Raw genomic sequence first — 26,281 nt, 5'->3', positions numbered from 1 at the left:
GCCTGCCAGAGCCACCGAGGATCAGATCAGATCCGGCACTCGCTCTGCTGCCGGCGGGGGAGGAGGCGGCGTGCCGTCGCCGAACGGACGCCCGCCCAGGATCTCGCGACCCGATGGCTCGAGCCAGCCCGTCGCATCCGGCCCAACGGGCACGATCTGCGTCGGGTTCAGGTCGGTATGCACGATGTAGTAGTGCTGCTTGATCTGCCCGAAATCGATGGTGTCTCCGAAGCCGGGCGTCTGGAAGAGGTCGCGTGCGTACGCCCAGAGCACCGGCATCTCGGTGAGCTTCTGTCTGTTCGTCTTGAAGTGGCCGTGATAGACGGCGTCGAAGCGAACGAGAGTGGTGAACAGCCGGATGTCGGCCTCGGTGATCGTGTCGCCCACCAGATAGCGCCTCGTGCTGAGGCGTTCGCTGAGCCAGTCGAGCCGGTCGAAGAGCGTGCGATAGGCGCGCTCGTATGACTTCTGCGAACCGGCGAAACCACACCGATAGACGCCGTTGTTCACGTCGGAGAAGACAACCGAGTTGACCTCGTCGATCTCGGCTCTGAGGTTCTCCGGGTAGAGCTGCGGTGCGCCCTCCCGGTGATAGGCGGTCCACTCCAGAGCGAAGTCGATGGTGATCTGGGGATAGTCGTTGGTGACGACCTGGCCACTCGACACCTCGACGATGGCGGGAACCGTGATTCCGCGCGGATAGTCGGGGAATCGCGCCAGAAACGCGTCCTGCAGGCGAGGGATCCGCAACACAGGGTCGAGGCCGTCAGGGTCGAGGTCGAAGCTCCAGCTGCGCTTGTCGTGCACGGGGCCGGCGATGCCGAGCGAGATGACGTTCTCGAGACCGAGAAGCCGCCGCGAAATGACGGCGCGGTTGGCCCAGGGGCATCCGCGGGCCACGATCAGTCTGTAGCGGTCGGGTTCGACCGGCCAGAGCAACCTGCCCTCGGAGTCGCGGCCCGACTCCGTGGTGAAAGACGTGATGCGATCGTCGATGTAGTTGGTGTCGCGGGTGAATTCGGATCCGGCGGTTACATAGGAGCCGGACGTGCTCAGGTCGTCGTTCATGTCTCGTTCACATCCATATGCTAAGGTTAACCGCCCAAATCAGGGCGCGTGCAGAAGAGGTGACGATGAAGAAGCCCAGTGTGTCCCAGGCCCTCAGGGCGATGTCGTCTCTTCGTCCAGGATCTCATCCGCATGCGCCGTCCGTCGCAGAGGTCGAGACCGAGCCTCTGGCCCGGCACAGCAGCACGGTCGACAACGCCGTGTATGCCGGCGGCCGTCGTGTGCTTTCGCCGACGAGTCTCGAGGACACGCTCTCGGGATGCGCCCGGTTCGATGACTCCATGGCCTGGATCGGCCTCTACCGCCCGGACGAGACGGAGCTTGCGGCCATCCAGAAGGAATTCGATCTGCATCCCCTCGCCGTCGAGGATGCCATTGGAGCGCACCAGCGCCCCAAACTCGAGCGCTATGGCGACACCCTCTTCGTCGTGCTCAGAGCAGCGAGCTATTCCGACGAGCGAGAAGAGGTCGACTTCGGGGAGCTCCATCTCTTCGTCGGACCGAACTTCGTGGTCTCGGTGCGGCACAGCGAATCGCCCGATCTGGCGGTCGTGCGTCAGCGCATGGAAGCCGAGCCCGAGCTTCTTGCCCTCGGCCCCGTGGCCGTGCTCTACGGCATCCTCGACGCTGTTGTCGACCAGTATCTGCCCGTGGTGTCGGGGCTCGAGAATGATATCGATGAGATCGAGGCGCAGGTATTCGCCGGCGACGCCGAGGTGTCGAGGCGCATCTACGAACTCTCGCAGGAAGTGCTCGATTTTCAGCGTGCGACCCTGCCGCTCGTCGGGATGCTCGAGACTCTTCGCGCCGGATTCGATGCGTTCGAGACCAATCTCGAGCTTCGGCGAGCGTTGCGCGACGTGGCCGACCACACGGCGGTCGTGAATGATCGGGTCGAAGGATTCCGCAGCACGCTCCGCGAGATCCTCGCCGTGAACGCGACACTGGTTGCACAGCGCCAGAACGAGGACATGAAAGTGCTCGCCGAGGCCAGTAACCGCCAGAACGAAGAGGTGAAGAAGATCTCAGCGTGGGCCGCGATCTTCTTCGCTCCGACGGTGATCGCGGGCATATACGGCATGAACTTCGACGCCATGCCCGAGTTGCACTGGCAATACGGCTACCCCGTCGCGATCGGCGTGATGTTGGTCGCGATGACAGGCCTGTACGTCATGTTCCGACGCCGAGGCTGGCTGTAATAACGCATCGCGTTCGGCGTCGCGGACGCACGGTAGAATAGTTGAAGCGAAAACTGGGGCCGCCCCGTACTGCTCGGAAAGGCTTGATATCTACTTGTCTGGAAGCTCTGCCACCCACAACATAGACATCGATGAAGGCGTCGAGGCTTTCACCCCCCAAGAACTCTTCACGGCAGCCACGGGGGTGCATGGCGCACCTCGGTCGTGGCCCGAGGTGCACGGTCGGCCCGACGTCATTGTCAAGAAGGGTCTTGCGACGCTCATCAACACGTCGCTGACTCCGCACCAGGCCCTCGTCGAAGATCTGCTCTTCATTCGCGATGCCTTCATCGCAGGAGGCATCGATTTCGTTCTCGTGCGTGGCAACGACGAGCGCCCCGTCCTCGTGGTCGATGCGCCGTTGCGCCGACGTGTCGAGAAGGCTCTCGCTGCAGCCTGCGCCGACGAGCCGTTCTACTCGCGCACGGTCGGCGGACGACGGAGGCCCCCGGTGCTACTGGGGGACGGCCTCCTCTCGGAGAAGCGCTCGGCGATGATCTTCCGACTGTTCCGTCCGAGACTCGAGCCCTTGGGCGGTCTCAGCTACGGATCGTCTACTGGTATCGAATTGCAGTTCTGGAGCATCGAGGGTGACCACTATGTGTGTCCGGTCGAGAATTCGCTGACCCGCCGGGAACTGCCTCTGGTCGAGGCCATCCCCGCGACGGTCGAGCTGTACGGCCGCAGCTGGGACACCTTTCAGGGCATGTTCGAGCCTCACGCCACCGACGTCACCTTCGACATCGACCTCGTCTTCTCGTGGGTCGACGGCAACGACGTCGAGTATCAGAAGGCCAGGGCTGCGCGCATGGAGGGTGTGGTCGTCGGCGAGGGCGACGAGGCCGACGCGCGCTACCGTCAGGTCGATGAACTGAAGTACGCCCTCAGATCGGTGTACCTCTTCGCTCCGTGGGTGCGAAACATCTTCATCGCAACCGATTCGCCGCGTCCCGCCTGGCTCGATGAACACCCCCGGGTGCAACTCATGCGCAGTGAGCAGTTCTTCGAAGATCCATCAGTGCTGCCCACGCACAACTCGCAAGCCGTCGAGAGCCAGCTGCACAACATCCCGGGTCTGAGCGAACATTTTCTGTACTCGAACGACGACATGTTCTTCGGGCGTCTTGTTCCGCCGTCGATGTTCTTCTCATCGGGAGGCGTCACCAAGTTCATCGAGGCGACGACCCGCATCGGCCTGGGCTTCAGCGATCCCAGCCGCAGTGGGTTCGAGAACTCGGCCCGAGTGAACCGCGATCTTCTTCAGAAGAAGTTCGGGCACGTCATCACGCGTCATCTCGAGCACACGCCCGCGCCGCTGCGCAAGAGCATCATCTCTCTCCTCGAGGCGGACTTCCCTGAGGAGTTCCGGCGCACGGCCGCCAGCCGGTTCCGTTCGAAGTCAGACATTTCGGTCACCAATTCGCTGTACCACTACTACGCGCTTCTGCAAGGTCACGCCGTCACTCAAGAAGACGCCAAGGTGCTCTATGTCGACACCACTCTGAAGAGCGGTCTCGGTAGGCTCCCGGCTCTGCTTCGCCGACGTCAATACGACCTGTTCTGCCTGAATGACGGCAGCTTTCCCGAGGTGCCCGCAGACGAGCGTGCCGAACTGATGGTCGACTTCCTCGAGAAATACTTCCCGATCCCCGCGCCGTGGGAGAAGACATCCGTCTGAGCGCGCGAATCGCTTAAGACGAGAGCGTGGCTTCCTGAGGCAGCAGCTGGGGCACGGTGAGAATCGGATCGATGGGAATCGCGGTCGGCTTTGCCGCGCGAATCACGACGTTCTCGCGTTCGAGGATGCGCGCCGTCTCTTCGGCTGACGTGTACGACGTCGTGCTGTAGCTGCCGATCGGCACGACGGTGTGCAGGATGGTGTTCTCGTAGACGTGCACGAGGTTGAATCCCTGCGCCCCATCGCGGGCGCGTGTTCCGCCCACAGGAACGTTGAGATCTTGTGTGTAGCACGTGGCCGATGCGACCGACACGGGGATGCCTGCGAATGTAGCTGTGCTCGAGTAGTGCAGGTGCCCCGCCAGAATGGAGCGCACGTCGGTTCCTTCGAGCACTTCGGCCAAGGCCGACTGGTTTCTCAGCTCAACGAGCACCGCGAGATCGAGAACGCTCGGAACGGGCGGGTGGTGCAGCGCCAGAATCGTGCCGTGAGGAGCGGGGGAGGAGAGTTCCTCGGCAAGCCAGTCGAGCTGCTCCGGGGTGATCTCGCCGTAGTGCGAGCCGGGCACGCTCGAGTCGAGCGCGATGACGCGCAGTCCGTTGACATCGTGCACCCTGTCGATCGGCTTCATCGAAGGAAGTTGGCCGAGCAGTCCCGCCCTGAACGACGCCCTGTTGTCGTGGTTGCCCATGACCCAGATGAGCTGGGCGCCCAGGCGCGCGGCGACGGGTTCGACCATCGCTCGCAGCTTTTCGTAGGCACGAGGATCGCCCTTGTCGGCGAGGTCTCCCGTGAAGACGATTGCTTCGGGCCGCGAGTTCGAACCCTCGAGTTCGATGAGCAGCTGGGCGAGATGGGCCTCTGCATCGATGGCCCCGTAGAGAAGGCCGTCATCCCCGATGAAATGCGTGTCGCTCAGGTGCAGGATGAAGTGATCGGGGCGGGGGTACTCGGCGGTTCTGACAGGCATGTCAACCTCGGGTGTGATGCCGAAGGCTCGGGCGACCTCCGTGCGTTTGCACCTAATAAACCACGTCTCACTGAATGACGGGTAAACGGCGCGCAGATTCCTAGATATTTTTGATGGGCTCCACGGAGGCAAGGCCCATGCGGTCGAGTACCCAGGCGTACTCCTGGGCGACTTCCTTCCACCGTTCGTAGCGGCCGCTCACGCCGCCGTGCCCGGCCGTCATCTCAGTGAGCAGCAGCACCGGCGCCTCCGCCTGCCTGAGGCGGGCGGTCCATTTGGCCGGTTCGACATACAGCACGCGCGTGTCGTTCAAGCTCGTCACGGCGAGGATCGGTGGATAACGGATGTCGTCTCTCACATTTTCGTAGGGCGAGTACGACTTCATGTATGCGTAGACCTCGGCATCGTGCAGCGGATCGCCCCACTCGTCCCACTCGATGACGGTGAGCGGAAGATCCGGATCGAGAATCGAGGTGAGAGCGTCGACGAAGGGAACCTGGGCGAGGATGCCGGCGAAACGGTCGGGGGCCATGTTCGCGACAGCACCCATCAGCAGGCCGCCCGCGCTTCCGCCCTGGGCCACCATGAGATCCGAGCTGGTTCGGCCCGAATCGATGAGTTCATCGGCGGCGGCGACGAAGTCGGTGAAGGTGTTCTTCTTCGCGAGCGTCTTTCCCTGCTCGTACCACGCGCGGCCGAGCTCTCCGCCGCCGCGCACATGTGCGATAGCGAAGACGACTCCGCGGTCGAGAAGAGAGAGCCGGGGCACCGAGAAGCCCGGATCTATGCTCGCCTCGTACGAGCCGTAACCGTAGAGCAGTGTCGGCCGTGGCATCCGAGATTCGTCGACCCGGCGACTGACGAGGGAGATGGGAATGCGTGCCCCGTCGTCGGCAGTCGCCCAGACACGTTCCTGCCGGTAATCGTCGGGGTCGTAATCGCCCTGCACGGCCTGTCGCTTCAGTAGAGTCATCGTTCCGTCGGCGACAGAGAAGTCGTAGACCGTCGAGGGCGTGACGAAAGACGTGTAGCCGAGCCGCACCGTGTGCTGAGTCCACTCAGGGTTGCCGCCTGTGCCGACCTGAAAAAGAGGCTCGTCGAATGGGATCTCTTCGATGGGGCCGAACGGGGCGGCGCCATCGAGGAGCCGGATGATGGCAACGCGGGTGAGCCCGTCCCGGCGGTATTCGACCGTGAGGTGGCCGGCGAAGGCGTCGACCTCCTCGATTCGACGACCGGGATGCGATGGGATGACAGTGCGCCATGCCGTCTCGTCACGGGGTGAATCAGCAGGCACGTCGACCACGTGGAAGTCCTCGGCGCCGTCGTTGTTCACGATGAGCAGGCGGTCTTCACTCGCAATGACCGCGTGCTCGACCTGGTACTCGATGCCTTCTCGTCGAGGCCATACGACCCGGAACTCGCCCTCTAAGTCGAGAGTGTCGAGAATGCGCACCTCGCTCGTGATCTTCGACGCGATGTCGAGCACGAGGAATCGGCCGCTGCGGGTGAGCCCCACGCCGACCCAGAATCGTTCGTCGGGCTCGGTGAAAACGGCGATGTCGAGGGACGCGTCGGTGCCGACAGCGTGCCGCCAGATGGTGTCGGGGCGCCATGCATCGTCGACGGTCGGGTAGAAGACGACGCTCGCATCGGGGGAGAACGTGGCGCCGGGGAATGTGTTGGGCACGACGTCGGCTCGGTTGGAACCCGTCTCGAGGTCGCGAATGTACAGCGTGTACCGTTCGTCGCCCGTCGTGTCGACCGAGTATGCGAGAAGGCGCCCGTCTGTCGAGACGTCGAAACTGCCGAGCGAGTAGAAATCGGTGCCCTCCGCCTCGATGTTGTCGTCGAGCAGCACCTCTTCGCGGGCGTCGTCCGACGCGAGATCCGGAGGCGTCCAGTCGTCGTCGTGCGAGATGGGGATCCGACAGTGGATGCCGTACTGCTTTCCCTCGACCGTGCGGGAGTAGTACCAGTAGCGACCATGACGCACGGGCACCGACAGGTCTGTCTCGAGCGTGCGCGACTTGATCTCGTCGAAGATCGACTGCCGCAGGTCGGCGAGGTGCGCTGTGGACGCCTGCGTGAAGGCGTTCTCGGCGTCGAGATAAGCGCGCACGGCGGGGTCGTCTTTGTCACGTAGCCACTCGAAGTCGTCGACGACGGTGTCTCCGTGGTGCGTGCGCGGGAATGGGTGGCGCTCCGCACGGGGAGCATCGGGGAAGTGTGTCATGTCAGGGCAACCAGTCTGGAGATCGCGGTCACGGGGATCGGCAACCAGGTCGGCCGGTTCCGTGCCTCGTAGATGGATTCGTAGAGCGCTTTGTCTATCTCGAGTGCGTCGAGCAGAACTCGGAAGCGCTCGATGTTGACGCCGGCACGGGCAGAATACCCCTCGAGGAATGCCGTGCGGGATGCGCGGGCCCAGTCGTCGGCCGAGGCGCCCGGATGCGACTGCTCGAATGAGCCTGCGACGTAGTCGAACGACCTGAGCATGCCCGCAACATCACGCAGAGTGAGATCAGGCTGAGACCGCTCCTTCAGGGGGCGGAGCGGCTCGCCCTCGAAGTCGAGAAGCACCCATCCGCGATCGGGAACGGCGACGACCTGGCCGAGGTGGTAATCGCCATGGATGCGCTGGAGCCTCGGCCAGTCGGCTGACTCGGCACCGGAGATGATGGCGTCGACGGCCGACGAATACACACCGAGTTCTGGCACCTCGGCGACGGCTGCGCTCAGGCGCCCCCGCATGCTCGATGCGACCTGCGCCCTCTCTGCCGCCGTCGCAGCGACAGTGGGCAGGATGTCTGCGAGCACGGCGTGAACCTCTGCGGTGGCTGCACCCAGGCTCCGTGCCCGATCACTGAAGTCCTCACGGCTCTCGACGGCATCGAGGGCTACGCGCCACGCGTCGCGCACCCCCGGAAGAAACCGCTGGGCGAAGGCCAGATGGCCCGCGTCAACGGGGGAGTCAGGTGATGATTCGGCCCGCCAGGTGCCCGAGACGTACCCGACAGAGGGAGGCACGAGCGTGCACCCGGCCTCGGCGAGCGCGGACTGAACGACGATGTCGGGGTTCTCGCCGTGGTGGAGGGTGCGGAAGACCTTGCAGATGACGGGCAGCGACGGCTCGCCCGTGGCATCCACTGTGTCGAAGATGATCGATGTGTTGGACTGCTCGCCGCGGAGAACGTGAGCCTCGGCGAAAGTCGAGGGCGATGCCGTCGGATGGCGATGCCCTGCGGCACTGGCGCCCGATGACCGCGCACTCTCGCTGCTCACCTCGCCATCGAGCATGAAGGCCAGCAGCGCAGCGCAGTAGGCCGGATCGTGCGGGGCGTCGTACACCCAGAGCGTGGCCGACGATCCATCGACCTCGCCGTCGACGGTGCCGACCAGAGTGGACTCGTCGGCGTCGGGCCTGGGCGCCGAGCGGTAGGCCAGCGGCACCTGATAGAGCGTGGATGCCGCTCCCGAGCCATCGCGAAGCAGGTGCGTCACGAAAGCGGTGCCGTCGGGTGCAGCCGGAAGAAGCCACTCGCCAACGAGGACGAGCTCTGCGCTCTGCGCAGCGCTTTGATACCACCGCTGGCGCGCAACCCAGCCTGGGAGAGTAGTCGGACGGCGGTCAGGACGGACTGCACCAGCGATCATTCTTTGACCATACCCCGGGGGAGTGCGGACACCCAGGGGGTTGCTGTAGACATGGTTAGGCTCGATATATGACGATCGCGCCAACTCACCTCCTCGCCGATGGCAACACTCTCCCCGCTGTCGGGCTTGGCACCTACCCGCTGAAGGGAGCCGAGGCGGTGACGGCCGTGAGCGCAGGCCTGTCAGCTGGATATCGACTGATCGACAGCGCTGTGAACTACGGCAACGAGGATGCCGTGGGCGAAGCCGTCCGAAACACCGACGTTCCACGCGATGAGATCGTCGTCACCACGAAGCTCCCCGGTCGCGCCCACGGGTATGACAGCACGCTCGCATCGTTCCAGGAGTCGCTCGACCGGCTCGGACTCGACCGCATCGACCTCTACCTCATCCACTGGCCTAACCCCGGCGACGACCGCTACGTCGACACCTGGCGGGCCATGGTGCAGCTGCACGAGCAGGGCTTGGCTCGGTCGATCGGAGTTTCGAACTTCACCGAGGAATACCTCATCCGTCTGCAGTCGGAGACGGGCGTGCTGCCCGCCGTGAACCAGATCGAGCTTCACCCATACTTCCCGCAGCTCGCCCTCCGCGAATTCCACGAGGTGCACAACATTCGCACGGAATCGTGGAGTCCATTGGGCAAGGGCTCAGATGTGCTGGCGTCGCCTGTGATCGTCGAGGCCGCCCGTTCCCACGGGGTGACCGAGGCGCAGGTCGTGCTTCGTTGGCACGTTCAACTCGGCAGTGTGCCGCTTCCGAAGTCTGCGGATTCGGTGCGGCAGGCCCAGAACCTCGACGTCTTCGGCTTCGAGCTGACCTCGGCCGAGATGGAGGCCATCACGCTTCTGGGGCGGCCCGACGGCCGACTGTTCGGCGCGGACCCGGTCACGCACAACGAACAGTGACGCTCAGTCGAGAGGCCTGACGAGCTTCTCGACAATGCTGCGTGCCTCGTCGCCCGGGCGGCCCGGGGACATCGCGAAGACGTGGTTCGCTCCGGCGAATGCGACCAGCTCGAAGTCGAGACCCGCCGTCTTCGCCCGGGCCTCGAGCGTCAGCGCATCCGGGTAGAGGATGTCGTTGGTGCCGACGAGCACGGTCGTCGGCGCGAGCCCCGCCAGCGAACCGTTCACTGGACTGAGGCGGTAGCCCCTGGGATCGTCGCCGTGCGCCCACGCCAACCCGTTCGGGATGAGCGCGTCTCGGTCGAGCAGCATATCGTTCGTGTCGATGGCCGGGATATCGGGATTCGTGAGAGTCAGATCCAGCCACGGCGAGAGCAGCACGATGCGCTCGGGCTGGGGGAGACCCTGCTCTACGAGACTCTGCGCGAAACCCAGCGCGAAGCCACCGCCGGCCGATCCGCCCATCAGAACGATCGGCGAATCCGGATGCGATGCACGTAGCGCGAGGTAGACATCCAGCATCTGCGCGTACGCGACCCGATAGCCGTGTTCGGGAGCCAACGCGTAGATCGGCATGGTGATCGTCGCGTTGGCGTTGCTGAGAATCTCGTCGAAGAACGGGGCGTGCAGGGCCGAGGCTTCGTGCACGTATGACCCTCCATGAATGAAGAGCACCTGCGTGTCGGTGGACTCGGATGCGCTCGAGAAGACCTCGGAGGTTACGCCGCCGACGAGAACCTGGGCTGCCGGTTCTGCTCCGGATGCGTCGGCGACGCGGTCGGTCACGTCAGGGGTCGACCACTGCTGGCAGCCGCCGAGCGCAAGCGACGCGATCACTATTCCGCACACGAGGGCGAGCCGGCGGCGCATGGGCGGTTGAAGTCCATCTGTTCGGGACCCGCCGGAGAAGTTGACCGTGCGGAGCGAAGAATGCGATCATCTAGTTGCCCGTGAACAGGGCAACCCTAGACACCCTAATAGTGTGTGAACTCATCGCGAAGAGAAGCGGTGAACTTCCGCTGCGCGAACGTGTGTGCACCTCTAGAGAGAGTCGCTGGTGGATCTCACCCTCATCGTTGTCCTGGTCATCGTTCTGGCCCTCTTCTTCGACTTCACGAACGGCTTTCACGACACAGCCAACGCGATGGCCACACCTATCGCGACGGGCGCTCTGAAGCCGCGGATGGCCGTCGCACTGGCGGCCGTGCTCAACCTCGTGGGCGCGTTTCTGAGCACCGAGGTTGCACGCACGATCTCCGGCGGCCTGATCAAAGAGGGCGACGGAGGAATCCAGATCACGCCGGAGATGATCTTCGCCGGCCTGATCGGGGCCGTGTGCTGGAACATGGTCACCTGGCTCTTCGGGCTGCCGTCGAGCTCGTCTCACGCGCTCTTCGGTGGACTCATCGGAGCGGCTATCGTCGGTGCGGGCGTCGGAGCCGTGGACTTCACTGTTCTTGTGTCGAAGGTGGTTCTTCCCGCTCTTGTCGCTCCCATTGTGGCGGGGGTCGTCGCCTTCGTTGCCACCCGGCTCGCCTATGCGATCACCCGAGATCCTGCGACGGGGCGAGGCCTTGGGCGCGGCAACTTCCGTTACGCGCAGATCTTCTCGTCGTCGCTCGTCGCGCTCGCGCACGGCACGAATGACGCGCAGAAGACAATGGGAGTCATCACTCTGACGTTGATCGCGACCGGAGCTCAGGCCGTGGGCACTGGACCGGAGTTCTGGGTCATCGCGGCGTGCGCCCTCGCCATCGCGCTGGGAACCTACACGGGCGGCTGGCGCATCATCAAGACGATGGGAACGGGCCTCACTGACATCAAGCCGGCCCAGGGCTTCGCCGCCGAGACGAGCACGGCTGCGACGATCCTCGCGTCGAGCCACCTGGGTTTCGCGCTGTCGACCACCCAGGTCGCATCGGGCTCCGTGATCGGGTCCGGCTTGGGGCGCAAGGGTGCATCTGTACGGTGGCGCACTGCGGGTCGCATCGGAGTCGGCTGGCTGTTGACGCTTCCGGCCGCCGCCGCTGTCGGTGCCGTCGCAGCGCTGCTCGTCACCATCGGGCCGGTCGGTATCGTCATCGATGCCGTGCTCGGTCTCGCGGTGATCGTGGCCATCTTTGTGATCTCGTCGCGTGACAAGGTCACGAGCGGAACCGTCGTCAGCGAGGTCGACGCCGCTGTCGGCGCCGTGCGCACCCCCAAGGCCACTCGCAAGAACCGCAAGAAGAAGAGGCAGGCAGCCGAATGATCGACTGGGCGGCATTCGCCATCGTCGCAGCAGCGGCACTCGTTTCGGCGTCCGTCGTCGTCAGCCTGTTCGCTTACGGTCTGCGACTGTTGAACGTTGGTCGCGGCCTCGACGCCGACGATTCGCCCGGCGTCATCGAGACCACGCCTTCGGGCTCCGTCACCGTCGTGAGCGGCCAGCCGGAGGGTCGACCTCGGTGGGCAACGATCGCCGCGGTGGCGTGCTTCGCCCTGTGCAGCTGCGCGGTTCTCTTCGGCATATACCTGATCGTGCCGTTCTTCCACGCGTCCTGACATCGGCCGCGCTAGGGTCGTGGCCATGGATTCAATTCCGGCGATCTCCGAACATGTCACCGCTGTTCGTAGCAGCTTCGATTCGGGGCGCACGCGTTCGCTCCGCTGGAGGATGGAGCAGCTCAACGGGCTCCGCGACTTCCTTCTCGAGCGCGGCCCTGAGCTGGAGCGCGCCCTTCGCGATGACCTGGCCAAGAACCCGAGCGAGTCGCAGCTGACCGAGATCGGAGTCGTTCTCGCCGAGGTCTCGCACACGATCTCGAGTCTGAAGTCCTGGCTTCGACCGCGGTCGGTCCCGGTTCCCCTCGCGCTGGCCCCGGCATCCGCATCCGTGATGCTCGAGCCCCTGGGTGTTGTGCTCATCATCTCGCCGTGGAACTACCCGGTTCAGCTGCTTCTCGCTCCGCTGGTCGGCGCCCTCGCAGCAGGCAATGCGGTGGTGCTCAAACCGAGCGAACTCGCTCCCGCCACATCGGCAGTGATGGCCCGTTTTCTGCCGCGCTATCTCGACGATCGGTCGGTCATCGTGGTCGAGGGCGGTGTCGACGAGACGACCGATTTGCTCGCCGAGCGCTTCGACCACATCTTCTACACGGGCAACTCGAGGGTTGCCCGTATAGTGGCCGCGGCCGCAGCCAAGAACCTCACGCCGGTGACGCTCGAACTCGGCGGCAAGTCGCCGGTGTATGTCGACGACACGGTTGACATCGACGCAGCGGCGAGACGCATCGCATGGGGCAAGTTCTTGAACGCCGGCCAGACGTGCGTCGCGCCAGACTACGTACTGGCAACAGCGGATGTCGCCGGTCGCCTCGTCGAGGCGCTGCGACGAGCGATCGGGTCGCTTTACGGCCTCGACGCGCGACAGACGACCGATTACGGGCGCATCGTGAACGATGCGCAATTCGAGCGTTTGTCCGGCCTCGTGAACGCGGGCACTTCTGCTATCGGAGGTCGATTCGACGCGTCGGAGCGCTACATCGAACCGACAGTCCTCGTGGACGTCGACCGGAACGACGAGGTCATGGCGCAGGAGATCTTCGGGCCGATCCTCCCCATCGTGACCGTTACGGGACTCGACGACGCCATCGCCTACATCCGCTCGGGCGACAAACCGCTCGCCCTCTACGCCTTCACCGACGACAAGACAGCGCGTCGCAGATTCTTGACCGAGACGTCGTCGGGAGCCGTCGGCTTCGGCGTCACCGTGGCCCACCTGAGCGTTCCGGGGCTGCCCTTCGGAGGGGTCGGCGAGAGTGGAACGGGCAGCTACCACGGCAGGCGAAGCGTCGAGACGTTCAGCCATGAGAAGGCTGTCCTTTCCAAGCCTTTGACGCCCGATACCCTGGGCCTCGTCTACCCGCCGTACACGCCCAGGCGCAGCTCCTTCATCCGGGGTCTCCTGCGCAGGCTGAGCTAGGCTTGCTTGCTGGGGCCACGAGCCCCTCTCACGAGCAATGGAGCTGATAGTCACATGGAGAATGCCCCCACGACCGCGCCCACAACGGCCGCCGAGAGACTCGCTGCGCAGACCTCGGCCGAGACGGCCGCCCAGCCCTCGACGGCCACTCGTTTCCGCACGGAGACGGATTCGCTCGGCAGCGTCGATATTCCGTTCGACGCATTCTGGGGCGTGCACACCGCCCGCGCTCTCGAGAACTTTCCGATCAGCCGTCGGCCCATCTCGGTCTACCCCGACCTGATCGACGCACTCGTGATCGTCAAGCAGGCGGCGGCCAGGGCGAACGTTGAGATCGGCGTTCTCTCAGCCAAGAAGGGCGCAATGATCGACGCCGCCTGTGAGGCGATCCGCCAGGGCGAGTACCACGACCAGTTCGTGGTGGGGGTCATCCAGGGCGGCGCCGGAACGTCGACGAACATGAACACCAACGAAGTGATCACGAATGTCGCCCTGAAACTCGCGGGCGAAGAGAAGGGCCGCTACGACCTGCTGCATCCCCTCGACGACGTGAACCGCAGCCAGAGCACGAACGACACGTACCCGACGGCAGTCAAGCTCGCGCTGTGTTTCTCGCTCAAGCGGCTGCTTGTGGAGCATGCGCTTATGCGTGACTCCTTTGCGGCGAAGGGCGAAGAGTTCGCCGGTGTGCTCAAGGTGGGCCGTACACAGTTGCAGGATGCCGTGCCCATGACGCTCGGCCAGGAGTTCCACGGCTTCGCGACCACTCTCACCGAAGACCTCGATCGTCTCGAGGAGACCGTCCCGTTGCTGTGGGAGATCAACCTCGGCGCTACGGCCATCGGCACAGGCATCACCGCCGACCCGCGCTACGTCGAATCGGTGCGGGCCCACCTCAGCGCTCTCACCGGCTACGAGCACATCACCGCGGCCGACCTCATCGAAGCGACCAGCGATGCGGGTGTCTTTATGCAGCTCTCCGGAATTCTGAAGCGCAGCGCCATCAAACTCTCCAAGATCTGCAATGACCTCAGGCTGCTCTCGAGCGGGCCCCAGGCAGGGTTTGGCGAGATCAATCTGCCGCCCCGGCAGGCCGGTTCGAGCATCATGCCGGGCAAGGTGAACCCGGTCATTCCCGAAGTGGTCAATCAGATCGCCTTCTCCGTGGCGGGTGCGGACGTGACCGTCACCATGGCGGCCGAGGGGGGACAGCTGCAGTTGAACGCCTTCGAACCCGTTATCGCGCACTCGCTGCTGCAGAGCCTGGCATGGATGCGCCAGGGGTGCCGCACACTGCGCATCAACTGTATCGACGGCATCACGGCCAACCACGAGCGGCTCGACGCCATGGTCGCGTCGAGTGTCGGCGTCGTCACCGCGCTCACTCCCTATATCGGCTACTCGGCGGCATCCTCGTTGGCGCACGCCGCCCTTCTCACGAAGCGCAACATCGCAGACCTCGTGGTGGAGGCCGGACTGATGGACAGGGAGCGCGTGCTCAAGCTCTTGTCGCCGGCCCGGCTCACCGGTCTCGAGCCGGTCACCGACGTAGTGCAGGTGATCGCGCAGGCCGAAGCGGAGGCGGCTACGAGGGAACGTCGGTAGCGTTCGACTCCGCCTCTCGCAGCAGCTGAGAGAGGCGGCGCAGCTCGCGTCCGTCTGAGAGGTCGGCCGACCAGCGTCGGGCCAGGATGCTGTTGCGCGCGGTGTCGCGCAGCGGCATCTGGATGGTCTCTTCGGCAGGAAGTCCGGCTAGCAGCTGGCGCGCACGGGTGAGCTCGGCATCCACTTCGACGCCGAGAATCAGCACCGCCGATGAGATGTACAGCCAGATGAGCGCGGCGATGGGTACGCCGAGCCAGCCGTACAGGCGGTCGTAGTTCGCGAATGTTGCGAGATAGAGGCCGAATGCGAGGGCCGCGAGGGTCCAGATGGCCACCGTGAACGTGGCACCCACCGAAAGCCAGCGCAAGCGCGGCCGATGCAGATTGGGCGTTCCGTAGTAGAGGAATCCGACGGTGAAGATTGCGACGACGGCAAGCGGAATCCACTTGAGTGCTGACCAGAGCTGTGCGATGACGTCGGGCCAGCCAAGGGAGGCGACGAGCGCCGCCGCAACGGAGGGCGTGATCGCCACGATGATGCCGATCACGAGGTAGCAGGCGATCAGACCCGCGGCGACACCGAGCATCAGTAGGCGGTTCTTCGTCAGTCGGCGTCCCTCCTCGACCTCGTACACGTTGTTCATGGCACGGCCGAATGCGGTCGCGAACCCCGACACGGTCCACAGGGTCAGCACCGTGCCGATGAGAAGGGCCCAGCCGGAGTTCGGAAGAAGAGAGAGCTGGTCGAAGATCGCGCGCACGGCCGCGGAGGTATCGGGCTGCGAGAGGCGACCGACAACGTCGAAGATGAGCTCGATGGTCGCGCCACGGCTGTCGAACAGCGCGAGTCCTGAGACGACGGCAAGGGCTGCGGGAAAGAGTGATAGCGCGGAGAAGAACGTGATCGCGGCCGCCGCGTCGATGTCGCGGTGCAGGATGAACCCGTGCCAGGTGCGACGAATCGCATACCGCGTCGCTCTGCGGTCGAGCTGTCTGCGGGTGGGGAGGGGGTCACCCGCGCTCGTCATGATTCGATAGTAGAGGGCAGCCCGAGGTGTGCCGCGACACCGCCTAGCATGGCCGTATGTTCTCCTCCGAGCCAACGTCGCCTCAGCTTGTTGTCGAGGCACTCCAGTCCGAACTGGGCGATTCGGTGTCGACCGATCCGGCCCTTCTTGAGTCTGTGCGCTCGGACAAGTCCGGATGGGTGGCGCCAGGCCTGCCCCTCGCGGTGGTTCGAGCCCGCACTACGGAGCACGTGCAATCGGCCATGCGAATCGCCACCAGGTTCAGGATTCCCGTCGTACCGCGCGGGGCCGGCACCGGGCTGGCCGGCGGCGGTGTCGGCACTCATGGCGCGCTCGTGATCTCGACCGAGCTCATGAACGAGATTCTCGAGGTGAACCCGGCCGATGAACTCGCCGTGGTGCAGGCCGGCGTCATCAATCAGCGGCTGAGCGACGTCGTGGCGCCGCACGGTCTGGTGTTCTCGCCCGATCCGGCATCGAAGGCCATTTCAACGATCGGGGGCAACATTGCCACGAACGCCGGAGGACTCCTCTGCGCGAAGTACGGGGTCACGAGAGAAGCGGTGCTGGGTCTTGTCGTGGTGCTGCCCGACGGGTCGTTGCTCCGAACGGGACATCGCAGCGTGAAGGGGGTCACGGGTCTCGACCTCACTGCCCTTCTCACAGGATCAGAGGGCACGCTCGGTGTCATCGTCGAGGCGACAGTGCGTCTCAGGCCGATTCCGCCCGGCGACGTCGTCACGCTGGGGGCGTTCTTCGGCGATATCCGTGACGCCGCAGCGGCAGCGGCGGCGATAACGGCCGCCCGCATCGGACCCGCCGTTATGGAACTGATGGATCACGCATCGCTCGTCGCCATCGATGCGTACTCCGGCACCCGGCTGTCGGCTGGCGGCGGTGCGTATCTGCTCGTGCAGACGGATGCGCGTGGCGCTGTAGACGAGGGGGCGGCGATCTCGGAGATTTTGACGGGCCTCGGAGCTGACGTGCGCCTGGCGCACGACTCCGCCGAGGGGGAGGCGCTCCTCGCTGTGCGGCGCAACTTTCACCCCGCGCTCGCCTCCGCCGGCGAGGTGCTCATCGAAGACATCTGCGTTCCCCGATCGCGCCTCGCCGACATGTTCGCCACGATCGACGAGATCTCGCGCCGGCACGGCATCGCGATCCCGACGATCGCTCACGCGGGCGACGGCAACCTGCATCCCAATTTCGTGCTGCCGCCACGCGCCTCGCAGCAGGCCGAGGGATCGGGCGAGCAGAACGATCAGTGGGTGCCGGCCTCGGTCTGGGCGGCGGCCGACGAGCTGTTCGTGGCGGCCATGAAGCTGGGCGGAACTCTGACCGGCGAGCATGGTGTGGGCGTACTGAAGAAGCGTTGGCTCGAGAACGAGCTCGGGCCGCGGAGTCTCGAACTGCAACGCGGCATCAAGGCGGTCTTCGACCCGCTGTCGATCATGAATCCCGGCGCGGTTTTCTGATCCGCGGTCACCCCCGAACAGGTGCTGTGCCGCTAAGATCAGTGGCCAGTCACCGATGAGGAGCATTGTGTCCCAGCATTATCAGCCCGGCTACTATCCGCAGCAGGCCGCGCCTGCATTCGCCCCTCAGCCTCAGCAGGCGGTGAACCCGGTCTACGCCGAGCAGGCGGTGTGGGCGGCGCCCACGCCCCCGACTCAAAGATCCACCGGACTGGTGCTATCGATCATCGGCATCAGCGTTCTCGGATTCGTCTTCCTCGCCGTGCTCGTCTACTTCGCCATCGGGCTCGGGCCTGTCGCGCTCCTGATCTGCGCTCTCATCGCGTTGATTCCTCTCGCCGTCGTGATCCTCACGATCACCTGGATCGACCGCTGGGAACCGGAACCGCGTGGCGCGCTGTGGTTCGCCTTCCTCTGGGGCGCGGCCGCCTCGGTGGCCATCGCACTGCTCGTGGGCCTCGGGGTGCAGCTCGCGGTCTACTACGCCACGGAAGGGCAGGGCGGAGTCGGCGACTTTTTCTCGGCCGTCATCCAAGCGCCACTCGTCGAGGAGAGCGCGAAGGGGCTCGGCATCCTGATCCTCTTCTTCGTGCTGCGGCGTCACTTCGATGGCCCGATCGACGGGCTCGTGTACGGAGCCACCGTCGCGGCGGGATTCGCCTTCACCGAGAACATCCTCTATTTCGGCTCGTCGCTGATCGAGTCCGGGGGAGTCGGTCTCGGTTTCACGTTCTTCCTGCGTGGCATCATGTCGCCCTTCGCCCACGTGATGTTCACAGCCTGCACGGGCGTCGCGCTCGGCTTCGCGTCGCAGAAGAAGGGCTGGCTCCCGGGCATCGGCTTCTTCTTCATCGGTCTGATTCCGGCCATGCTGCTGCACGCCCTCTGGAACGGATCGTCCTTCATCGTCGAGGGGCTCGGTGGCTTCTTCCTCGTCTACGCGATCGTGCAGGTTCCGCTGTTCGCCCTCGCGATCGTCGCCGTCGTGTTCCTGCGCAAGCGCGAAGCCGCGCTCACCCGCGTGCGTCTCGACGAGTACGCATCGGCGGGGTGGTTCACACCCGAAGAGGTCTCGATGCTTTCGACCAGCGCAGGGCGACGGCAGGCGCGAGCCTGGGCCGCGGCCCAGGGAGGCGACAAGGGTCGCGTGATGCGACGTTTCACCCAGGATGCGACGCGGCTGGCATTCGCGCGACAGCGCGTCGTCACGGGGCGCGACAGCATCGGCGGCCGCCGAGACGAGGCCGATCTGTTGCAGGCTGTCGCAGCAGATAGGGCGTTGCTGCTCGCGTCGGGCCCGCAGGCTCCCGCTTCCACGGCGCCCCAGCGCTATCCGCAGCCCTCCGACCCGACGCAGCCTTTCGACCAGTACGGCGCTCCTCAGCAGTCGCCACAGGGGCCGCCCGTCATCTGAGTGCAGGGGCGGAGGCCCGAGACGCGAGTAAACTAGATGGCCGCTGTCAAGGAGTGTCTATTCGTGGTTTCAACCGAGCTCGCCCAGGAACGTCACTACGTCGAGGGGCTGTACGCCCGTCTCGACGCACTGAGATCGGAGGCTCGAGCAGCCCTCGAAAAGGTGCGGCGCGACGATGTCGGTGGCAATCACCAGAGCCGCTCAGAGCGGGATGCCTACGCCCGGCTTTACGAGGACCGCATCGCGCAGCTCGACGAGGTTGACGACCGGCTGGCCTTCGGCCGTCTTGAACTGAGCGATAGCGACGACTCCGACGGCGCATCGGCGTTTCGGTACATCGGACGCATCGGACTGCGTGACGACGAGTTGAAGCCCATCCTCCTCGACTGGAGGGTGCCGCAGGCCGCAGCCTTCTACCAGGCGACGGCGGCGACCCCACTCGGCGCCCGTGCCCGGCGTCATCTCATCACCGAGGGTCGTTCCGTCACTCGCATCGACGACGAGATCTTCGATGCAGATCTGCTCGTCGAGCAGGCCGACTCGCTTCAGGGCGAGGCCGCCCTACTCGCGGCGCTCACCAGTCAGCGAACCGGCCGGATGAGCGACATCGTGGCCACGATCCAGGCCGAGCAAGACCGCATCATCAGGTCGGAACTCGGAGGGGTGCTCGTCGTTCAGGGTGGACCGGGCACCGGCAAGACTGCTGTGGCGCTTCACCGTGCCGCATACCTGCTCTACTCCCACCGCGAGAGACTCGCGTCATCCGGTGTTCTCGTCGTCGGGCCGTCTCGGGCCTTCCTGCAATACATCGAGGCCGTTCTGCCGAGCCTCGGCGAAACAGGAGTGGTCGTCTCGAGCGTCGGCGGCCTGTATCCGGGGCTCGAGGCTGTGCACGACGATGCGCCTGAGACCGCTCGGGTGAAAGGCGGCTCCGACATGGCGGGGCTGATCAAACGCGCGGTCCGTTCCCGACAGCGAATACCTCTCGAGGCCGTCGACCTCGACATCAACGGTGAGCGGCTCACGCTCGAGCCGGGACTCATCGCGTCGGCCATGAATCGGGCGTGGGAGACACGTAAGCCGCACAACGAGGCGCGCGTCGTGTTCGTCAAGAGTGCTCTGAATCAGCTGAGCCGACTTCTGGCCGAGCAGTTGCGTTCGCATGGCAACACTGTCGACGACGCCGATCAGGCGGTGCTGCGCGAGGACCTCCGCACCTCACAGGATGTGGTGGTGGCGCTCAACACGGCTTGGCTGCCGCTCACGCCGGAGAAGCTGCTCCAAGATCTCTACGCCAGGCCGCAATGGCTCGCGTCGCTCACTCCGTCGTGGTCGGCCGAGAAGCGTGCGCAGCTGCGCCGCGATCGCGACGCGCCGTTCACCATCTCCGATGTGCCCCTTCTCGATGAAGCGGCCGAACTCCTCGGCGAGTACAACGCGCAGAATGCCGCTCTGAAGCGCGAAGAGAAGCTGCAGAAGAAGCGCGACATCGAGAACGCCGAGAACGCGATCCGCAATATGCAGGTCGAGGGTCTCGTGCACGCGGAGGATCTCGCCGCGGGCTTTGCGGAACGCAGCGTGCGGGGAACCACGGCCGAGCAGGCTGCGGCAGATCGAACGTGGACCTACGGCCACATCGTGGTCGACGAGGCACAGGAGCTGTCGCCGATGCAGTGGCGCGTTCTCGCGCGACGCTGCCCCTTGCGATCGTTCACCGTCGTCGGCGACATGGCCCAGGCCAGCGCGGCGGCCAGCGCGCGCAGTTGGCAGGACGCGGTGCATCCGCTGGTGGGGTCGTCGCCCCTCGGCGAGCGGTGGCGGCTCGAGGAACTCACGGTCAACTACCGCACGCCCGCACAGATCGCTGCAGAAGCCGAGGCGATGGCTGAGGAGAACGACCTTCCGATCACCCGCGCGACGGCGGTGAGAGAGAGCGAGTGGCCCGTGACCACCACGATCGTCGAGCTCCGACCGGAGGGCGGTCCCGTCGATCCCGATGCGCTCGGTGACGCGGTGATCACCGTGATCGAGGACGACCGCGACATCGATGACCGCGGCACGGTGGCGGTCATTGCGCCCGAGGCGACGGTGGATTCGCTGTACCCCGCGCTGTCGGAGTCGTTCGGGCGTGACATCGGGCTGGGCGCTCAGGGTCTGAACCGCGCGATCGCCGTACTGACGCCGCAGGACGCGAAGGGCCTGGAGTTCGACGCGGTCGTCGTCGTCGACCCCGACGGCATTCTCGCCGAGTCGAGCCGTGGGGCATCCGGGCTTTACGTGGCCATGACGCGGCCCACCCAGCGCCTGCATCTCGTGCGGCCGGTGTGACGCGCGCGATTACCCCGTGAGAGAACGCTTTTGACCGGTGCACCCCGGTCACGGTTGGATGGAGCCATGACCGAAAACATGAACACCAAGCCCGAGATCGATTTTCCTGAGGGTCCCGCTCCGACCGAGCTCGTCATCGAGGACATCGTCGTTGGAGACGGTGCAGAAGCGACGCCCGGTGCAACCGTCGAGGTGCACTACCTCGGTGTTGAGTACGAGACCGGCGAGGAATTCGACTCCTCGTGGGGTCGCGGCGAGACGATCAGCTTTCCACTGAACGGCCTCATCGCGGGCTGGCAGGAAGGCATTCCGGGCATGAAGGCTGGCGGCCGACGCAAGCTGACCATTCCGCCTCACCTGGCCTACGGCCCCGCCGGCGGACACTTCCTCGGCGGAAAGACGCTCGTCTTCGTCATCGACCTGGTCAACGTTCCGTAACGCTCACCTCTTTCGACCGCCGCGGCGGGGCGTGGAGCTTTCAGCTTCGCACCCCGCCGTTGTTGTACGCGGCACGCCGAGTCAGGGCATGGGAGCGAGCGAGTCGTACTCCCTCAGCGAGCGATGTAGGCGCACGGCGGCGAGCGAGAAGAGCACCACGATGGCTCCACCGAGCAGCGGAGGCAACCAGAGAAGCGTGGTGGCTGCCGCCAGGCCGACGTAGGCGTCTCCGAGCCGCGGCCCACCCGTCACGACCACGGTGAACACACCCTGGATGCGCCCGCGCATGATGTCGGGAACGGCGGACTGCATCATGGTCTGCCGGAAGATCGAGCTGACGTTGTCGGCGGCGCCCGCGCCCGCCAGGGCGAGACTCGCCAAGGCCAGTGCCGGCAGGTTCGCGTCTTCGAACGCCGAGGTGATGCCCTCGATCGGTCTGTGATTCATCACGAGCAGCACGACGCCGAACGCGGCGATGAAGGCCCCGTAGACGGCGACGGCACGGCCGATGGCGCGACCCTGCAGGCGCACGTGACCCAGCCTTCCTGAGAACACCGACGACAGCAGCGCTCCGACGGCGAACGCCGCCGAGAGGATGCCCACGGTGATCGCGCCGCCGCCGATCAGCAGGGCGCCGACGGCCGGGAACACGACCCGGGGCATCCCGAACGTCATCGCCACGATGTCGATGAGGAACGACATGCGGATGTTCGGGGCCCGCTTCAGAAAGGCGAGGCCCTCCCAGACGGCCGCGAAACCGGCCCGCCGACTTCCACCCTCCGGAACGATGCGGGGCAGGGTGATCACGCCCGTGAATGCCGCGATGAAGAGCACGACGTCGACCGTGTAGGTCCACTGGAAACCGACGGTGGCAACGAGCACGCCCGCGAGGGCCGGCCCGAGGGTGACCTGCACACCGAAGCTGATGCCTCCGAGCGCCGACGCCGCCGGAAGGAGATCGGGGGTGAGTAGCCGCGGAACGATGGCCGCGCGGGTGGCGCCGATGACCGTGGTGGCGACGGCCGTCACCGTGGTGAGCGCGTAGAACATCCACAACTCGTCGATGTGGTTCCAGGCGAGCAAGGCGAGCCCCACCGTGGATCCCCAGGCCAGGAACTCGGCGACGAGCGCCACTGTTCGCCGGTCGAAGCTGTCGGCGAGCACTCCGCCGTACACCCCGGCGAAAATCATGGGAACGAGCGCGAACACGCCCACGAGCGAGACCGCTGTTGTCGAGCCGGTGAGGTCGTAGATGTGAAGGCCGACTGCGACGATGGTCATCTGGCCGCCGATCCCCGCGATCAGGCCTCCGAGCCACAGCCGGAAGAATGCCGGGCTGCGGCGGAACGGGCTGAGATCGACGAAGTGGGTTCGGCGCGTGCGTGCTGGCGCCGGGGAAGTGCTCACCTGTTCAGCGTACGGCCCATGATGGCCGAGATGAGGGCGTCGACCGGCTCGGCCGGGGCTCCGGGGTTGCGCAGCAGGGTGAGGTCGACCTCACCGAGCACGGGCAGCGCGAAGCGCGTGCCGACCACGACCAGGTCGTCGGGAATCAGTGAGCGGGGGAACACGGCCACGCCGAGGCCGGCTCGCACTGCGGCGAGCAGGCCGTTCACCTCACGCGTGTTGCAGGTGATGCGCCAGCGCCGTCCGGCCTGCTCGAGTGCTTCGATCGCGCTCGTGCGGCTGACGGTCGTCCCCTGGTAGGTGATCAGCGGAACCGGCGCGCCGAGTTCGACGATGGTCTTCTCCTGGCCGACCCAGACCAGTTGATCCCTTCGCACGACGGTTCCATCAGTTGTCTCGGGTTTCTGTTTGATGAAGATGAGATCGAGCGAGCCCGCGTGCAGTTTGCGAAAGAGCGGCCCCGACTGGTCGACGGTGAGTTCGAGGTTGATCTGCGGATACAGCTGCCGGAAGTGCCTGAGAATGCGGGGGAGCTGTGTGATCGCCAGGTCGTCCGCAGCTCCGAAACGGAGCTTGCCCTTCATCGCCGAGCCGCTGAAGTAGTCGTCGGCCGCACTGTGCGCCGCCAGGATCGTGCGCGCGAACCCGGCCATCGCATCCCCGTTGTCGGTCAGCGATACGTCGCGCGTGTCGCGGGCGACGAGAAGTCGACCGGACGCGCGTTCGAGCCGCCTGACGTGCTGGCTGACCGTGGGCTGGCTGATGCCCAGGCGCTGGGCGGCCAGAGTGAAGCTCGAGGTCTCAGCGAGCGCGAGGAAGGTGCGGAGAAGGGTGGGGTCGAACACAGGTCTCATTCGAAAAGGTAATGGGAGTTATAGGGTCAATTTACTCGGGGAATGAGTGGGTGGGGCAATAGCGTTGAAGAATCGGATGCCCGGCATCCGCACTCATACGCAACCGCCTTCGTTATCTCGCACTTGGATTATTCGTGACACCCCCTCCCTCCGACCCATTTCCCGTAACCGCCCCCATGCCCGTGCTGACGTCGGCACCCCCGTGGAAAGACACTTTCTCCTCTCTGAGAGTCCCCAACTTCCGGCTCTTCACCTCGGCCAACATCGTCGCCATGACGGCCCTCTGGATCCAGAGGATCGCCCAGGACTGGCTCGTGCTCGAGCTCTCCGGAAGCGTCGCCGCTGTCGGACTGACTGTCGCGCTGCAGTTCGCACCGATGCTGTTCCTGGGGCTGTACGGCGGGGTTCTCGTCGACCGCTACTCGAAGCGGATGCTGCTGGCGATCACGCAGAGCGTCTCGCTTCTCGCCAGTGTCGCCCTGGCCGTGCTGGCGCTGACCGGAGTCGTGGAGGTGTGGCACATCATGCTCGTCGCCCTCATCGTGGGCCTCGCGACCGTGATCGACAACCCCACCCGCCAGGTATTCGTCAACGAACTCGTCGGGCCGAAGTACCTGCGCAATGCCATCAGCCTCAACTCGTCGGTGTTCCAGCTCGGCGCGCTGATCGGCCCGGCGATCGGTGGCGTACTGCTCGTGTCGGTCGGGGCGGGATGGTCGTTCGCGATCAACGCTGTGGCGTGCCTCGGCGTGGTGATCACGGTCTTGATGCTCAACCCCGCGACCCTCTACCCGGCTCCTGTCGCGCCTCGGGCGAAGGGGCAGTTACGTGAGGGACTCGCGTACGTGCTCGCCAAGCCGACCATTCTCTGGACGGTCGTGATGGTGGCGTTCGTCGCCGTGTTCGCGCTCAATATGCCCGTGCTGCTCGCGGCCTACGCATCAGAGGTGTTCGACAGCGGACCGGGAGGATACGGCTTGTTCAATTCCCTCGTAGCGGTGGGAGCGCTCGCCGGGGCCGTGCTCTCGACGCGGCGCACGAGCATCCGGTTGCGCGCCGTCGTGATTACAGGCCTCGCCTGGGGAACGGTTCAGGCGATCGTCTCGAGTGCGCCCACCGAGCCTGTCGTCTGCGTGCTGCTCGTGCTCGTCGGGTTCTGCACCCTCCAGTTCCTGACGGGCGCCAATCAGCTGATCCAACTCTCGAGCAACGTATCGATTCGCGGGCGCGTCATGTCGGTGTATGTGCTTGTTCTGCTCGGCGGTCAGGCTCTCGGTGGGCCGCTCATGGGCTGGATAGTCGAAAGCTATGGTCCCCAGTTCGGCATGCTCGTGTCTGGGGTGGTGCCCGCTATGGCCGCGGTGGTCGTCGGCGTGATCCTCGCTCGGAGTGGCCGATTCACCCTTCGACTGCGTCGTCGCCTGCCGCTTGTCGCCATCGTGCAGCACTAGCCGACCGGGAAGCCCGAAATCTGCTAGAATCTCAAGGTTGCCGTCTAACGGCCGCGGATAAAGAGAGCCCGCACATACTGTGCCGGGCACCGCGCAATGAGGAGAAAGGGGATCACCAACTATGGCTCTTGAAGCTGATGTCAAGAAGGCGATCATCGAAGAATACGCAACTCACCCCGGTGACACCGGATCCCCCGAGGTCCAGGTCGCGATGCTCACGCGTCGCATCAAGGACCTCACGGAGCACCTCAAGGAGCACAAGCACGACCACCACTCGCGTCGTGGCCTCCTGCTTCTGGTCGGACAGCGTCGCCGTCTGCTGGGTTACCTGGCCGATGTCGAGATCGAGCGCTACCGTGCGCTGATCGAGCGTCTCGGTCTGCGTCGATAGTTCGCCGCATTTCTTGACGATGGGCCGTTCTCCCCTAGGGGAGAACGGCCCATTCGCATTCTTCGGCCGGGCTGAGGATCAGATGCGGTCGTCGTCGCCGAGTTCGGCAGCGCTCTCGGCTTCGTAGTCATCGTCGTCGAGATCGTCGTTCGTCTCGTTGGGATCGTCGATCTGCAGGGTGTCGATGTCGTTCTCGACTCCGAACTCGGTGTCGGCACCGTCGAGCAGTCCCTCGTCGAGACTCTCCTCGTCATCGACGGACGGGTCGCCCGGATTCGTGAACTCTGCGTCGCCCCGGCTATCGAGTTCGCTCGAGACCTCGAGCAGATCTTCCTTGTTGTATTCGTCGCGTTCTCTGTCAGTCATATCTCGACTCTAGAACAGTGAATGCACACTTCCCACAAA

General features: G+C 65.1%; 22 protein-coding genes. 13 read left to right on the top strand and 9 right to left on the bottom strand.

Translation table 11 applies throughout. The annotated features are described in order from the left end of the window. Positions 1 to 21: 21 nt before the first annotated feature. Positions 22 to 1,068: a glutathione S-transferase family protein gene (locus TZ00_RS01035; protein WP_044438613.1), complete on the bottom strand. Its 1,047-nt coding sequence runs from the start codon at positions 1,066 to 1,068 to the stop codon at positions 22 to 24. Positions 1,069 to 1,133: 65 nt separating this feature from the next. On the opposite strand from TZ00_RS01035, the gene TZ00_RS01030 reads away from it, so the two are divergent. Both TZ00_RS01030 and TZ00_RS01025 read left to right on the top strand, forming a co-directional pair. After that, the gene (locus TZ00_RS01030) at positions 1,134 to 2,267 is read left to right on the top strand and encodes a magnesium and cobalt transport protein CorA (RefSeq protein ID WP_078713470.1); all 1,134 of its coding nucleotides are present in this window, start codon (positions 1,134 to 1,136) and stop codon (positions 2,265 to 2,267) included. A 184-nt stretch (positions 2,268 to 2,451) separates the two neighbouring features. Beyond that, positions 2,452 to 3,984 carry a stealth family protein gene (locus TZ00_RS01025; RefSeq protein ID WP_420796223.1) on the top strand — a complete coding sequence of 511 codons (1,533 nt, stop codon included), beginning with the start codon at positions 2,452 to 2,454 and terminating at the stop codon, positions 3,982 to 3,984. A 13-nt stretch (positions 3,985 to 3,997) separates the two neighbouring features. Here TZ00_RS01025 and TZ00_RS01020 read toward each other — a convergent pair whose 3' ends face one another. The 3 genes from TZ00_RS01020 to TZ00_RS01010 all read right to left on the bottom strand — a co-directional run bounded on the left by TZ00_RS01020 (position 3,998) and on the right by TZ00_RS01010 (position 8,611). After that, on the bottom strand, positions 3,998 to 4,954 hold the full coding sequence (locus TZ00_RS01020) for a phosphodiesterase (RefSeq protein WP_084605832.1): 957 nt from the start codon (positions 4,952 to 4,954) through the stop codon (positions 3,998 to 4,000). 100 nt (positions 4,955 to 5,054) lie between these two features. Next, a complete protein-coding gene (locus tag TZ00_RS01015; RefSeq protein WP_044438607.1) occupies positions 5,055 to 7,190 on the bottom strand; it encodes a S9 family peptidase in 2,136 nt (711 codons plus the stop codon). Continuing rightward, the gene (locus TZ00_RS01010; RefSeq protein WP_044438605.1) at positions 7,187 to 8,611 is read right to left on the bottom strand and encodes a maltokinase N-terminal cap-like domain-containing protein; all 1,425 of its coding nucleotides are present in this window, start codon (positions 8,609 to 8,611) and stop codon (positions 7,187 to 7,189) included. The genes TZ00_RS01015 and TZ00_RS01010 overlap by 4 nt, the downstream gene beginning before the upstream one ends. A 68-nt stretch (positions 8,612 to 8,679) precedes the next feature. Between TZ00_RS01010 and TZ00_RS01005 the strand changes: the two genes are divergently transcribed. Then, a complete protein-coding gene (locus TZ00_RS01005; protein ID WP_044438603.1) occupies positions 8,680 to 9,519 on the top strand; it encodes an aldo/keto reductase in 840 nt (279 codons plus the stop codon). A 3-nt stretch (positions 9,520 to 9,522) separates the two neighbouring features. Here TZ00_RS01005 and TZ00_RS01000 read toward each other — a convergent pair whose 3' ends face one another. Then, positions 9,523 to 10,389, bottom strand: a complete 867-nt coding sequence (locus TZ00_RS01000; RefSeq protein ID WP_052521178.1) for an alpha/beta hydrolase fold domain-containing protein — start codon at positions 10,387 to 10,389, stop codon at positions 9,523 to 9,525. Between the two features lie 187 nt (positions 10,390 to 10,576). Here TZ00_RS01000 and TZ00_RS00995 point away from each other — a divergent pair, with 187 nt between their 5' ends. Genes TZ00_RS00995 through TZ00_RS00980 form a run of 4 tightly spaced genes read left to right on the top strand, consistent with a single transcriptional unit; the run spans position 10,577 to position 15,088 of the window. Then, complete coding sequence (locus tag TZ00_RS00995; protein ID WP_044438601.1) at positions 10,577 to 11,770, top strand: inorganic phosphate transporter; 1,194 nt, start codon at positions 10,577 to 10,579, stop codon at positions 11,768 to 11,770. Continuing rightward, entirely contained in the window at positions 11,767 to 12,063 is a 297-nt protein-coding gene (locus TZ00_RS00990; RefSeq protein WP_044438599.1) for a hypothetical protein, read from the top strand. Before TZ00_RS00995 ends, TZ00_RS00990 begins: the two co-directional genes overlap by 4 nt. A 25-nt stretch (positions 12,064 to 12,088) precedes the next feature. Further along, on the top strand, positions 12,089 to 13,483 hold the full coding sequence (locus TZ00_RS00985) for an aldehyde dehydrogenase family protein (RefSeq protein WP_044438597.1): 1,395 nt from the start codon (positions 12,089 to 12,091) through the stop codon (positions 13,481 to 13,483). 54 nt (positions 13,484 to 13,537) lie between these two features. Then, positions 13,538 to 15,088 carry an aspartate ammonia-lyase gene (locus TZ00_RS00980; RefSeq protein ID WP_084605831.1) on the top strand — a complete coding sequence of 517 codons (1,551 nt, stop codon included), beginning with the start codon at positions 13,538 to 13,540 and terminating at the stop codon, positions 15,086 to 15,088. On the opposite strand, the gene TZ00_RS00975 is transcribed toward TZ00_RS00980, so the two are convergent. Then, complete coding sequence (locus tag TZ00_RS00975) at positions 15,069 to 16,115, bottom strand: YihY/virulence factor BrkB family protein (RefSeq protein WP_044438594.1); 1,047 nt, start codon at positions 16,113 to 16,115, stop codon at positions 15,069 to 15,071. The genes TZ00_RS00980 and TZ00_RS00975 overlap by 20 nt on opposite strands. Positions 16,116 to 16,171: 56 nt before the next feature. On the opposite strand from TZ00_RS00975, the gene TZ00_RS00970 reads away from it, so the two are divergent. The 4 genes from TZ00_RS00970 to TZ00_RS00955 all read left to right on the top strand — a co-directional run bounded on the left by TZ00_RS00970 (position 16,172) and on the right by TZ00_RS00955 (position 21,773). Continuing rightward, positions 16,172 to 17,593 (top strand): FAD-binding oxidoreductase, encoded by a 1,422-nt coding sequence (locus TZ00_RS00970; RefSeq protein ID WP_044438592.1) that lies wholly within the window; start codon positions 16,172 to 16,174, stop codon positions 17,591 to 17,593. Positions 17,594 to 17,660: 67 nt separating this feature from the next. After that, positions 17,661 to 19,007 (top strand): PrsW family intramembrane metalloprotease, encoded by a 1,347-nt coding sequence (locus tag TZ00_RS00965; RefSeq protein ID WP_161793711.1) that lies wholly within the window; start codon positions 17,661 to 17,663, stop codon positions 19,005 to 19,007. A gap of 63 nt (positions 19,008 to 19,070) precedes the next feature. Then, the gene (locus TZ00_RS00960; RefSeq protein WP_044439235.1) at positions 19,071 to 21,335 is read left to right on the top strand and encodes a HelD family protein; all 2,265 of its coding nucleotides are present in this window, start codon (positions 19,071 to 19,073) and stop codon (positions 21,333 to 21,335) included. Between the two features lie 66 nt (positions 21,336 to 21,401). Further along, positions 21,402 to 21,773, top strand: coding sequence for an FKBP-type peptidyl-prolyl cis-trans isomerase (locus TZ00_RS00955; RefSeq protein ID WP_202965811.1), 372 nt, complete (start codon positions 21,402 to 21,404; stop codon positions 21,771 to 21,773). Between the two features lie 81 nt (positions 21,774 to 21,854). Here the strand turns inward: TZ00_RS00955 and TZ00_RS00950 are convergent, their stop codons facing one another. Then, positions 21,855 to 23,180: an MFS transporter gene (locus TZ00_RS00950; RefSeq protein WP_084605829.1), complete on the bottom strand. Its 1,326-nt coding sequence runs from the start codon at positions 23,178 to 23,180 to the stop codon at positions 21,855 to 21,857. Continuing rightward, complete coding sequence (locus tag TZ00_RS00945; protein ID WP_044438590.1) at positions 23,177 to 24,025, bottom strand: LysR substrate-binding domain-containing protein; 849 nt, start codon at positions 24,023 to 24,025, stop codon at positions 23,177 to 23,179. The genes TZ00_RS00950 and TZ00_RS00945 overlap by 4 nt, the downstream gene beginning before the upstream one ends. A 143-nt stretch (positions 24,026 to 24,168) precedes the next feature. Between TZ00_RS00945 and TZ00_RS00940 the strand changes: the two genes are divergently transcribed. Both TZ00_RS00940 and rpsO read left to right on the top strand, forming a co-directional pair. Further along, positions 24,169 to 25,485, top strand: coding sequence for an MFS transporter (locus tag TZ00_RS00940; protein WP_238579528.1), 1,317 nt, complete (start codon positions 24,169 to 24,171; stop codon positions 25,483 to 25,485). 121 nt (positions 25,486 to 25,606) lie between these two features. After that, positions 25,607 to 25,876: a 30S ribosomal protein S15 gene (gene rpsO, locus TZ00_RS00935; RefSeq protein WP_044438586.1), complete on the top strand. Its 270-nt coding sequence runs from the start codon at positions 25,607 to 25,609 to the stop codon at positions 25,874 to 25,876. Between the two features lie 78 nt (positions 25,877 to 25,954). Here rpsO and TZ00_RS00930 read toward each other — a convergent pair whose 3' ends face one another. Next, positions 25,955 to 26,242, bottom strand: coding sequence for a hypothetical protein (locus TZ00_RS00930; protein ID WP_044438584.1), 288 nt, complete (start codon positions 26,240 to 26,242; stop codon positions 25,955 to 25,957). Positions 26,243 to 26,281 lie beyond the last annotated feature (39 nt).

It is taken from the genome of Agreia bicolorata, assembly GCF_000938265.1.
Classification (GTDB): domain Bacteria; phylum Actinomycetota; class Actinomycetes; order Actinomycetales; family Microbacteriaceae; genus Agreia; species Agreia bicolorata.
Note: the sequence above shows the minus strand (reverse complement) of the source record. Positions and strands in the feature narration are given on the sequence as shown.

Bases quoted from the DNA above. Each gene is read 5' to 3' on its own strand.
- TZ00_RS01035 (WP_044438613.1), bottom strand. From the start codon at position 1,068: ATGAACGACGACCTGAGCACGTCCGGCTCCTATGTAACCGCCGGATCC.
- TZ00_RS01030 (WP_078713470.1), top strand. From the start codon at position 1,134: ATGAAGAAGCCCAGTGTGTCCCAGGCCCTCAGGGCGATGTCGTCTCTT.
- TZ00_RS01020 (WP_084605832.1), bottom strand. From the start codon at position 4,954: ATGCCTGTCAGAACCGCCGAGTACCCCCGCCCCGATCACTTCATCCTG.
- TZ00_RS01015 (WP_044438607.1), bottom strand. From the start codon at position 7,190: ATGACACACTTCCCCGATGCTCCCCGTGCGGAGCGCCACCCATTCCCG.
- TZ00_RS01010 (WP_044438605.1), bottom strand. From the start codon at position 8,611: ATGATCGCTGGTGCAGTCCGTCCTGACCGCCGTCCGACTACTCTCCCA.
- TZ00_RS01005 (WP_044438603.1), top strand. From the start codon at position 8,680: ATGACGATCGCGCCAACTCACCTCCTCGCCGATGGCAACACTCTCCCC.
- TZ00_RS01000 (WP_052521178.1), bottom strand. From the start codon at position 10,389: ATGCGCCGCCGGCTCGCCCTCGTGTGCGGAATAGTGATCGCGTCGCTT.
- TZ00_RS00990 (WP_044438599.1), top strand. From the start codon at position 11,767: ATGATCGACTGGGCGGCATTCGCCATCGTCGCAGCAGCGGCACTCGTT.
- TZ00_RS00985 (WP_044438597.1), top strand. From the start codon at position 12,089: ATGGATTCAATTCCGGCGATCTCCGAACATGTCACCGCTGTTCGTAGC.
- TZ00_RS00980 (WP_084605831.1), top strand. From the start codon at position 13,538: ATGGAGAATGCCCCCACGACCGCGCCCACAACGGCCGCCGAGAGACTC.
- TZ00_RS00975 (WP_044438594.1), bottom strand. From the start codon at position 16,115: ATGACGAGCGCGGGTGACCCCCTCCCCACCCGCAGACAGCTCGACCGC.
- TZ00_RS00970 (WP_044438592.1), top strand. From the start codon at position 16,172: ATGTTCTCCTCCGAGCCAACGTCGCCTCAGCTTGTTGTCGAGGCACTC.
- TZ00_RS00955 (WP_202965811.1), top strand. From the start codon at position 21,402: ATGACCGAAAACATGAACACCAAGCCCGAGATCGATTTTCCTGAGGGT.
- rpsO (WP_044438586.1), top strand. From the start codon at position 25,607: ATGGCTCTTGAAGCTGATGTCAAGAAGGCGATCATCGAAGAATACGCA.
- TZ00_RS00930 (WP_044438584.1), bottom strand. From the start codon at position 26,242: ATGACTGACAGAGAACGCGACGAATACAACAAGGAAGATCTGCTCGAG.